We start from the raw sequence: 9,020 nt of genomic DNA on the forward strand, positions 1-9,020 counted from the left end.
CGGCACGGACCGTGCCGATCCGGGCTCAGCATTGCTTCCCCGTCGACACCTGTCAATGGCACGGTCCGTGCCGTTAGACTCCCCAGCCATGGCCGAGGAACCCCGGCGCCGAGGCGCCGCGCGTACCGACGAGCTCCTGCGGGTCACGCTCGACCTCGCGACGGAGGTGGGCTACGCCGGGCTGAGCATGGAGGCGGTCGCGCGCCGGGCCGGGGTCGGGAAGCACACGATCTACCGCCGCTGGCCGTCGAAGTCCGCGCTGCTGCTCGACGCGCTCGCCCGCGTCTGGACGACCGACCTGGACTACCACGACACCGGTGACGTCCGCGCCGACCTGCGCGAGCAGTTCCTCCGCTCGGCACCCGCCCTCTCCACGCCCCCGATCGGGCCCGTGTACCGCGCGGTGATCGCCGAAGCGCAGTCCGACGATGCGCTGCGCGCAACGCTGCACGAGCGGTTCCTGGTGACCGTGGAGAAGAGCACACTCGAGCGCATCACCCTCGCCCAGCGCACCGGCGAGCTCAAGGCGGACGCCGAGCTCGGGTTCGCCGCCGAGGTCCTGTGCGGCACGCTCTACTACCGCGCCCTGCTCTCGACCCGCCCGGTCGACGAAGCCGCGGTCGACGGCCTGATCGACCTGTTCATGGCCGCGTACGCCACTTGATCCTTTGTGGACTCGCCGCCGGTCGGTGCGCGATCCGGCCGTCAGTCGCCCGACGCGCGGCGAAACCCTTCGACCCGCTTGGCCAAGTCGGCCGGGGACAGCAGGTGCTCGGCGAGGTGCAGCGCGTTGTCCACGAGCCGTTCGGCCAGGCGGCCGGACGCGTCCCGTTCGATGATGCCGCCGGGCGGCTCGGGCGTGTCCTCGGTGATGCCGGCGAGCTTGAGGGCGAAGGAGTTCAGGACGTCAAGGCCGGCAGGACCGTGCCGTCCGGCACGTCGAGCGCCGTCGTGCCGGCGCCGATCAACCCGTCGATTCCCTCGCGCCGCCGACTGGTCCCGACCACGGGACCATGCCGCTTCCGTTTCGATCGCCACAGACACGCCACCGCCGATCGAGGGGGTACGGCAGACGAAAACGGCGGAGCACCCACTCAGGGGTGCGCCGCCGCCGTCGTGTCCGGGGTGCCTCAGCCGACCTTCATCTCGCCCAGCTCCGACCAGGTGTCCTGGTCGAGCGTGGTGTTGATGATGTCCGGGGTCTTCTGCAGGTACTGCGGGAAGTCGGCCTGCGCCTTCTTGAAATGGTCCGCGTTGACGTGCGCCGCGGCCGCGTCGTCGGCGAAGGCCTCCACGAGGACGTACTCGTTCGGGTTGTCGAGGCTGCGGGACCAGTCGAACCACTTGTTGCCCGGTTCGGCTCGCGTGGCCTCGGTGAACTCCCGCGAGAGCTCCGGCCACCGGTCCGCGTACTCCGGCTTGATCTGCCACTTCACGGTGATGAAGATCATCTGTTCCTCCTTCGTGCCCTCAGCAGCGTAGCGCCGACGCGGGCGCGTCCGCTGTGGACGGCCGCGCTCACGGGACCAGGATCGCCCGCCCGCGGATGCGGCCGCCGTCGAGATCGTCGAGGGCCTGCTGGAAGTTGTCGAGCGAGTACTTCGTGGTGTGCAGCTTCACCTTGTCCTGCGCGGCCAGCACCATCAGCTCGCACAGGTCGGTGTAGGAGCCGACGAGGTTCCCGATGAAGTTGATCTCGGTGGAGATCACGTCGATCGTCGGGATGTTGATGTTCTCGCCGTAGCCCACCACGTGGTAGTCACCCGCGCGGCGCAGCATCGCCACGCCGTCGCGCGTCGCGCCGCCCTCGCCGACGAAGTCGACCACGACCTCCGCGCCGTGGCCGCCCGTCAGGTCCTGCACGGCCGCCACGTGGCCGCCGTCGGCGACCACGCCGTGGTCCGCGCCGATCGACTCGGCCAGCTTCACCGCGTCGGCGTTGCGGTCGACGACGATCAGCTCGGCCGCGGTCATCGCCTTGAGCACCTGGATGCCGATGTGCCCGAGTCCGCCCGCGCCGATCACCACGCACTTGTCGCCCGGGTGAAGGCGACGCGACGCCTTGGCCGCCGCGTGGTACGCGGTCAGGCCGGCGTCGGCCAACGCCGCGACGTCCGAGGGCTCCAGCGAGTCGTCGAGCTTGACCACGCTGCGAGCCGACGTCTTGAGCACCTGCGCGTAGCCGCCGGCGGTGTCGATGCCGGGGAACTGGCTGTTCTCGCAGTGCACGTCGTCGCCGCGCCGGCACGCCGGGCACAGCCCGCACGTGATCAGCGGGTGCACGATCACCTTGTCGCCCTCGGCCACGTTCGAGACCGCGGAGCCCACGGCCTGCACCCAGCCCGCGTTCTCGTGCCCGATCGTGTAAGGCAGCGTGACGCCGGACTTCTCCGCCCACTGCCCCTCGAGGATGTGGAGGTCGGTGCGGCACACACCCGCCCCGCCGATGCGCACGAGCACATCGTGCGGCCCGGTCACCTCGGGTTCGGGAACGTCGGTCATACGCAGCTTCTCGTCGTACCCGACGACCTGGACAGCCTTCACGAAGCTCGTGCCTCCTCACCGGCGACAGCCGAAACGGACGGGTCGTGCGGCCGGGTCGTCTGGTCGATCTCCGACCCGGGGTAACGCGTGCGAAGCAGACCGCGGCAGAAATGCGCGTTGCCGTCGATCGAGATCCGGATCGACCGGGCGAACCGCAGCCGCAGCGGCACTTCCTCGCGCGGGTAAGGCTCGCCGTGCTCGTCGACGAGCACCGGTTCACCCGGTTCGACGCTCAGGCCGAGCGCCGTCCGCCGCCGCACCAGGGCAGCGGTGGTGCGGCCCGCCGGCAGGTCGCCGAGCTTCACGTCGTGCAGGTCCTCTTCCTTCAACTCCTTGTCCGCGCGCAGCAGGCCCGTCAGCGCTCGCTCCATGGCGGCGGTGTGGGCCTTGCGGCGGAAGGTGAGCCGCAGCTCGTCGAGGTCCTTCTCGGCCTCGGAGCCGAACGTGCCGAGGTACCCGGCGTCGGCGGCGAGTCCGCGGTTGATCAGGTCGGAGTCGTGGTGGTCGTCGAGCTGCACGACCACGCGCCGCTCGCCCCCGACGGCGGTGAGCACGTCCTTCGCGTCCGAAGCCATGAGGTACGCGAAGTTGGGCGAGCAGAACGAGGTCGGCAGCCGCAAGTGCACGGTGAGCTCGTCCTCGGTCGCGGCCACGGAACGCACGAACCCCAGATCGGTGATGGGTTCGTCGAGCTCAGGGTCGTACACCGAGTCGAGCGCACTGCGCGCCAGCTGTTCGAGATCGGGCATCAGGCAACCGCCGCCGCTTCGGCCCTCGCGTCCGCGGGCGGGTTCTTCACCTGCAGCTCCTCGGGCACCGGGATGTCGTACATGGCCGCGGCGTTGAGGCCCAGGATCTTCTTCTTGATCTCCGTGGTGAGCGGCGCGTACTCCGTCATGTCCTCGGGGATCTGGAAGTCCACGAACTTCTCGACGAGCCACTTCGGCGTCCAGATCGCGTAGTCGCTGGAGAACTGGATGCGATTCTCGTCGAGCCAGTAGAGCAGCTCGCCGACGATCTGCGCGAAGTAACGCGGTCGCGTGTGGATGAACGGCATCGCGACGGCGAGGCCGGCGTGCACGTTCGGCTCCTGCGTCGCGATCCAGCAGAAGTCCTCGAGCCGCGGCAGGCCGCAGTGCTCGATCACGAAGTTGAGCTCGGTGAAGTCGGTGGCGACCTTGTCCACGTCGGCGACGTCGAACGCGTCGCGGTCCAGGGGCCGGATGGTCGGGCCCTTGTGGATGTGGATGTTCTTGATCCCCAGCTCCTGCGCGGCCTCCAGGTACTTGTAGCTCCACTTATCGTCGAGCTTCCAGCCGCGCGAGTCACCGAACCACTCGGCCGTGTAGAGCTTCGCGCCCTTGAGGTTGAAGCGCTTGGCGTCCTCACGCAGCTGCTTGAGGCCGTCCTCGCCGTAGCGCGGGTCCCAGCAGTGGTTGTAGGTGAGCTTGTCGGGGTGCTTCTGCGCCAGCGCGAACGCCTCGTCGGTCTGCCCGAAGTTGTTGTTGTAGAAGGCGGGCAGCGCCGCGGGCTGGAAAATGGCGTGGTCCACGTACCCGTCGGTGAACAGGTCCTTCATCAGCCGCTCGCCACCGTAGTAGAGGTAGTCCTCGTACGACCACACCTCGGACTCGGGGCTGAGGTTGCGGTGGTAGTCGTAGAAGCAGTCGATAAACTGTTTGCCGTGGATGTTGCGCTGGTTCTCCGGCCGCGCGTCCCAGAGCGCGACGTGCGCGTCGAGGATGAAGTACTTCTCGCCGTCCTTGCTGTACATGGGCTTTCCTCCGCATTCGTGACCACATCGGCACGTCAAGACCGGAACTTAGGGCGATCATTGCCGGTGGAGGTGGCCCTTGCTGTCTCGATTTGAGACACGAGACTGCGGCGGCGGCTACCCTGGGTCTTCTAGCCTTGCCCAAGCCGGACGCACGATCGGCCTAGACGCAGTGTGGCGTCTTCCGGGAGGTGGCATGACACGCGGTGAGGGGCTCGAGGCCCGCGGCGACACCACGCCGAGGCTGCGGGCGTCCTGGCGGCGCAGCGCGCGCTACGGGGTGCCCGACGACGAGGTGAAACCCGTGTTCACGGCCACGGTCGACACGGGCTCGCTGCTGTTCGAATGCGGCAACGAGGTGCTGCGCGGCTTGCACGCGACGCTGGCCGACGAACCCATCAGCCTGATGCTCACCGACAGCGAAGGCCTGGTGCTCAGCCGGCTGTGCGGCGACCCGGGGATGACCCGGTCGCTGGATCGGGTGCACCTCGCGCCCGGGTTCTCCTACGCGGAGAGCAACGCCGGGACCAACGGCCTCGCCCTGGCGCTCGCCGACCGCACGCCGTCGCTGGTCCGCGCGGGTGAGCACTACTGCACGAGCCTGCGCGGCTACACGTGCGCCGCCGTGCCGGTACTCGACCCGATCACGGGGGCGCTCGCGGGCAGCGTGAACCTCACGACGTGGTCCGAGCAGTCGTCGGGCCTGCTGCTCGCTCTCGCCCAGACGGCCGCCGGGCACACCTCCTCGCTGATGCTCGCGCGTGCCTCGGGCCGCCGCCCGCGCCCCGCCCCGCGCGGCGAAGTCTTCCGCGTGTACGCCGACCGCATCGACCCGCCCGAGCTCTCGGCCGCGTGGCAGCACGCGCTGCTGGAGGCGATGGACACGATGGGCCGCGGCCGCACCGTCGCGGTGGTCGGTGAGCCGGGCGTCGGCAAGACGGCGCTGGCCGCACTGGCCCGTCGTGAGCTGCACCCGCGCGAGCGCGTGCTCAACGCACGACCGCCCGCGCCCGACGACGTGGACGCGTGGCTCGCGATGTGGGCCCCGGAGGTCGGAAAGGCCGACACGTGCGTGATCGTCTCCGGCGTCGACGCCCTGCCCGCCTGGGCCGCCGGCGAGCTGGCCGCTCGCTTCACCGGCCACCCGACCGGTTTCGTCCTGACCGCAACGGATTCCGCCGCCATCCCGCAGCCGCTGCTGTCCTTCGTGGACACCGTCGTCGAGCTCCCGCCCCTGCGGCTGCGGCCCGACGACATCCTCCCCCTGGCCCACCACTTCGCCCACCGCGCCCGCGGCCGCGCCGTCTCCTTCACCCCCGCCGCCGCCCGCGCCCTGGCGACCCACGACTGGCCCGAGAACGCCAAGCAGCTCCGGCGCGTCGTCGCCGAGGCCGCCGCACGCGCGGACACCGTCGACACGCACCACCTGCCGCCGGAGGTGTTCACCACCACGGGCCACCGGCTCAGCCGCCTGCAGGCGATGGAACGCGACGAGATCGTCCGCTGTCTCGCCCAGCCCGGGGCCACCGTCGTCCGCGCGGCGGCCGAGCTCGGCATGGGCCGCGCGACGATCTACCGGAAGATGGCGCAGTACGGGATCAAGAACCGGCAACTGCGGTCCTGAAGGGCTTCCGTAGCATCAGGCCGTGACGATTGACCTCGGCTCCGAAGACCCCGGCCCGAACCGGTGACCGGCTCGTTCTGGTGGGACCTGGTGCTCGGGGTCGCCGCCGGGCTGCTGCTGCTGTGGCTCGCCCTCGTGGCCGTGCTCGTCGTGGCCCGCCCGCGCGGCGACCTGTTGCGCGAGGCGCTGCGCCTGCTTCCCGACGTCCTGCGGCTGATCCGCCGCCTGGCCGCCGACCGGGAGCTCCCCCGCGGCGTGCGGGTGCGACTCGGTCTGCTGCTGGTCTACCTGGCGCTGCCGATCGACCTGATCCCGGACTTCATCCCGGTGCTCGGCTACGCGGACGACGCTATCGTCGTCACCCTCGTTCTGCGCAGCGTCGTGCGCCACGCCGGGATCGACGCCGTCCGGGCCCACTGGCCCGGCACCGAAGATGGGTTCGCCGGTCTGACGCGGTTGACCGGCCTCTGACCCGGACGAGAGCCCTCGCCGTGCCGTGTAGGGCGTTATACACCGGGTGAAGTCAGCCCGTCGGGACTGTCGCCGCGGCGCCCGACACGGCAGGGTGGGGTCCGGGTGTCCGCTCGGGAGAAGGAGCGTGGGTCGAGATGCCGTGGTTCCCGGACTTCGTCAATGCGGCCGAGCTGGCGCGCAAGCAGACTCGCGTCGAGGGGCACGCGGATCCCGTCGGGCAGTTCTTCGCGGCGCTGAACGACGGCGACGCGCGCACGCTCGAGACGGTCTGGCCCGGCGAGGTCGCGGTGTTCGACCCCCGGGCCGGGGAGATCCGCAGCCGCAAGGAGCTGAGGCACTTCGTCCACGTGAACCAGGTCTGGCTGGGCGAGCAGCACGCCCGCGCGGAGACGATCGCGACCACGCGCGTCGGCGGGCGGGCTGTGGTCGAGCTGCTGGCGTGGCTCGGCGGCGACGGGCAGGAGGTGGCCTGGCCGGTGGCGGTGGTCGCCGAGTCGGCGACCGAACGGTCCGTGGTCTTCCGCACCTACTGCAGCCAGTGGCCGGTCGACGGGCGCCGGCACCTGCGGCCGCCGATCCTCGCGTCCGCCGACACCCCGCTCGGCGATGTCGTCGGGCACTACCTCGCGGCGCTGGCGGCCGGCGACGCCGACGCGATCGTCGGCACCTTCGCCCCCATCGGCTACCTGCGCGAGCCCATCGGCACGCACACGCAGCACACCGGCCCCGGCGAGCTGCGCGAGTTCTTCACGAAGACGTTCGCCGCCGGCGGTGTCCACCTGGAACCGTGCGTGGTCACCGATGACGGCGTGCGCTGCGTCCTCGAGTACAACTGCGTCGCCTGGGGCCTGCACGACGTGCCACCGCAGGCCGGGGTGTGCGTCTTCGACCGAGGCCCCGACGGGCTGCTGAGCGCGGTCCGCGTGTACGACGACATCGAGGCGCCGGCCGCGTGACCACCACCCGCGTACGCGCGCAGTAGTACGCCGAAGTACCGCAGCTCGACGGACGACGCGCACCCACCTTCCCCCGACGATGGACACAGAGGGCCATCGAAGGGGGAGACGGCATGGGGACCGGACAGGAGTGGCGGCTGAGTGCCCGCGCGCGAAGGGCGTTCCTCGTCGGGCACATCGTGGCCGCGGCGGCGTGGTTCGGCCTCGATCTCGCGCTGGACTTCCTCGCGGGCACGGCCCTGCTGACCGACGACCTCACCGTGAAAGCGACCTCGTTGGGTGCGCTGCGGTTCTTCGCGGTGTGGCCGATGTTCACGGCCAGCGTGCTCACGTTCGGCACCGGCGCCGTGCTCGGACTGGGCTCGAGGTACGGCCTGGTGCGGTACTGGTGGGTTGCCGCGAAACTGGCGGTGAACCTGCTGATGGCGGTGCTCATCCTGTTCTCGCTGCGGCCGGGGATCGACGCGGCCGCCGACTACGCCCGCGCGCTGATGGCCGGCGGCCCCGCACAGCCGGTCGATCTGCTGCCCCCGATGGTCGTGGCGCCGAGCCTGCTCCTGTTCGCCTATCTGCTGACGGTGTTCAGGCCGTGGGGCCGGGTCCGGCGCACTGCGCCCGGGAAAGCCCTTGCCCACGACGGAGCGTGAGCGGAACCGGCACCGCGGGCACGAAAGCATGCAAGATCGTTTTCAGCCTGGCGGCTCCCCCTTTTCCTGTTACCTTCGATTCCTGAGAGCCCACCGGAATCGACAGGGAGGAAATGACAATGTTTCGCCTTCGCAGGATTCTCGGTCAAGTCGTGAGCGGACTCGCCACCGCGGGCATGTGCGTGAGCGGTTTCCACGTCGCAGAATCCTGACCCATTCTTCGCGATTCTTTCTGCGAAGAAGAATCGCGTTTCCACCGCGCTCACGGTGACCACGAACGACGCGGGCCGCGACCTGCAGTACCGTGACGGTCCGTGACCCCCGAGAAGCCGCCGACCGCGCGCCAGGCCGCCGCCGAGCAGACCCGGCAGAAGCTGCTCGAAGCCGCGTTGGCCGAGTTCTCGAGGCGGCCCTACGCCGAGGTGACCGTGGGCGACATCGCGCGCGCCGCCGGCGTGGCGCACGGGCTGGTGTCGCACCACTTCCAGGGCAAGCAAGGCGCGTACGTCGCCGCCGTGGCTGGGGTCTACGAGCAGCTGCGCGAAGCGGAGGAAGCCGAGCAACCGACGACGGTGCCCGATCGGATCCGGGCACGCTTCCGCGGGTTCGTCACCTTCCTCGCCGCGCACCCCGACATGGCGTTGAACCTGGTCCTCGCCGCCGGCCGGGACCCGGCGTTCGCCGGCCTCCGCGACCGGAACCTGCGGGTGCTCGCCGGACTGCTCGGCCTCGACCCGGACCGCCCCGCCGTGGCCGCGGCGCTGCGTTCGTTCGCCGACGGCGCCGAACGGCTGACGGCCGACTGGCTGCGTGCCGACCGGCCGTTCGGGCTCGACGCACTGGTGGAGGCGTTCTGCGCGCTGCTCGCCGGCGCCCTGCGCGGCGCGCACGAGCTGGATCCCGCCCTCGACGTGACTAAGGCACTCGCCCACCTGTAGCCCGCACATGGTTTCGCGCTCAACCAGTTTCGGCGTACGCTGACCATTGATTAACAGTCAATG

11 protein-coding genes are annotated in these 9,020 nt (G+C 70.3%); 6 read left to right on the plus strand and 5 right to left on the minus strand.

Going from position 1 to position 9,020, the window contains the following annotated elements:
• Window positions 1–88 precede the first annotated feature (88 nt).
• A complete protein-coding gene (locus AB0H62_RS42770; RefSeq protein ID WP_360592103.1) occupies window positions 89–664 on the plus strand; it encodes a TetR/AcrR family transcriptional regulator in 576 nt (191 codons plus the stop codon).
• Between the two features lie 41 nt (window positions 665–705).
• Here AB0H62_RS42770 and AB0H62_RS42775 read toward each other — a convergent pair whose 3' ends face one another.
• The 5 genes from AB0H62_RS42775 to AB0H62_RS42795 form a co-directional block, all read right to left on the minus strand.
• The gene (locus AB0H62_RS42775; protein ID WP_360592104.1) at window positions 706–1,038 is read right to left on the minus strand and encodes an amidohydrolase family protein; all 333 of its coding nucleotides are present in this window, start codon (window positions 1,036–1,038) and stop codon (window positions 706–708) included.
• 92 nt (window positions 1,039–1,130) lie between these two features.
• Window positions 1,131–1,451, minus strand: coding sequence for a putative quinol monooxygenase (locus AB0H62_RS42780; RefSeq protein WP_220240434.1), 321 nt, complete (start codon window positions 1,449–1,451; stop codon window positions 1,131–1,133).
• 67 nt (window positions 1,452–1,518) lie between these two features.
• Complete coding sequence (locus AB0H62_RS42785; RefSeq protein WP_220240433.1) at window positions 1,519–2,544, minus strand: NAD(P)-dependent alcohol dehydrogenase; 1,026 nt, start codon at window positions 2,542–2,544, stop codon at window positions 1,519–1,521.
• Window positions 2,541–3,293, minus strand: coding sequence for an iron-sulfur cluster assembly protein (locus AB0H62_RS42790; RefSeq protein WP_360592105.1), 753 nt, complete (start codon window positions 3,291–3,293; stop codon window positions 2,541–2,543). Before AB0H62_RS42790 ends, AB0H62_RS42785 begins: the two co-directional genes overlap by 4 nt.
• Window positions 3,293–4,318, minus strand: coding sequence for an amidohydrolase family protein (locus tag AB0H62_RS42795; protein ID WP_220240431.1), 1,026 nt, complete (start codon window positions 4,316–4,318; stop codon window positions 3,293–3,295). The genes AB0H62_RS42790 and AB0H62_RS42795 overlap by 1 nt, the downstream gene beginning before the upstream one ends.
• A gap of 196 nt (window positions 4,319–4,514) precedes the next feature.
• Between AB0H62_RS42795 and AB0H62_RS42800 the strand changes: the two genes are divergently transcribed.
• From AB0H62_RS42800 to AB0H62_RS42820, 5 genes are all read left to right on the plus strand, one after another.
• The gene (locus tag AB0H62_RS42800) at window positions 4,515–5,942 is read left to right on the plus strand and encodes a helix-turn-helix domain-containing protein (protein WP_360592106.1); all 1,428 of its coding nucleotides are present in this window, start codon (window positions 4,515–4,517) and stop codon (window positions 5,940–5,942) included.
• A 63-nt stretch (window positions 5,943–6,005) separates the two neighbouring features.
• Window positions 6,006–6,413, plus strand: a complete 408-nt coding sequence (locus tag AB0H62_RS42805) for a YkvA family protein (protein ID WP_220240429.1) — start codon at window positions 6,006–6,008, stop codon at window positions 6,411–6,413.
• A gap of 137 nt (window positions 6,414–6,550) precedes the next feature.
• A complete protein-coding gene (locus tag AB0H62_RS42810) occupies window positions 6,551–7,372 on the plus strand; it encodes a nuclear transport factor 2 family protein (RefSeq protein ID WP_360592107.1) in 822 nt (273 codons plus the stop codon).
• Window positions 7,373–7,485: 113 nt separating this feature from the next.
• Window positions 7,486–8,019, plus strand: a complete 534-nt coding sequence (locus AB0H62_RS42815; protein ID WP_360592108.1) for a hypothetical protein — start codon at window positions 7,486–7,488, stop codon at window positions 8,017–8,019.
• A 314-nt stretch (window positions 8,020–8,333) separates the two neighbouring features.
• The gene (locus AB0H62_RS42820) at window positions 8,334–8,957 is read left to right on the plus strand and encodes a TetR family transcriptional regulator (RefSeq protein ID WP_360592109.1); all 624 of its coding nucleotides are present in this window, start codon (window positions 8,334–8,336) and stop codon (window positions 8,955–8,957) included.
• Window positions 8,958–9,020 lie beyond the last annotated feature (63 nt).

Source organism: Amycolatopsis sp. NPDC050768 (genome assembly GCF_040654155.1).
GTDB lineage: Bacteria > Actinomycetota > Actinomycetes > Mycobacteriales > Pseudonocardiaceae > Amycolatopsis.